Source organism: Pseudomonas koreensis (assembly GCF_036668835.1).
Taxonomy (GTDB): domain Bacteria; phylum Pseudomonadota; class Gammaproteobacteria; order Pseudomonadales; family Pseudomonadaceae; genus Aquipseudomonas; species Aquipseudomonas koreensis_I.
The window spans coordinates 1-442 of the sequence record NZ_JAZEVW010000036.1 but is presented as its reverse complement, the minus strand read 5'-3'; the positions used below and the strand labels follow the sequence as shown (position 1 = coordinate 442).

The 442-nt window shown below is 60.4% G+C and carries 1 protein-coding gene; it reads left to right on the top strand.

The annotated features are described in order from the left end of the window. A partial coding sequence (locus tag V6F91_RS27190; protein ID WP_332769933.1) for an immunoglobulin-like domain-containing protein occupies positions 1–442 on the top strand: 442 nt, incomplete at both ends.

Below are 442 nucleotides of genomic sequence, written 5' to 3'. Positions count from 1 at the left end.
CGACGGGCTCCGTGGCTGAAGGTGGTTCGATTGTTTACACCGCAACACTGAGCAACGCTGCCGGTTCGCCAGTGACCGTGACCTTGTCGAACGGTGCCGTGATCACCATCAAGGCTGGCGAAACCACCGGTACCGCAACCGTTGCCGCACCGTCTGACGATGTCTACAAAGACGCCGGTTCCGTGCAGGCGACGATCACCAACGCTACCGGTGGCAATTTCGAAAACCTGGTGCCGAGTACGACTCCGGCAGTGACCAGCGTGACCGACACCATCGATACGACCACGGTGAAACTGACCGCGACCGAGTCGACAACCGAGGGCGGCAACGTCGTTTACACCGCAACTGTCGGTGCGCCAGTAACCGGTTCTCCAGTAGTGGTAACTTTGGCCAACGGTCAAACCATCACCATCGGCGTGGGCCAGACCACTGGCACCGCGAC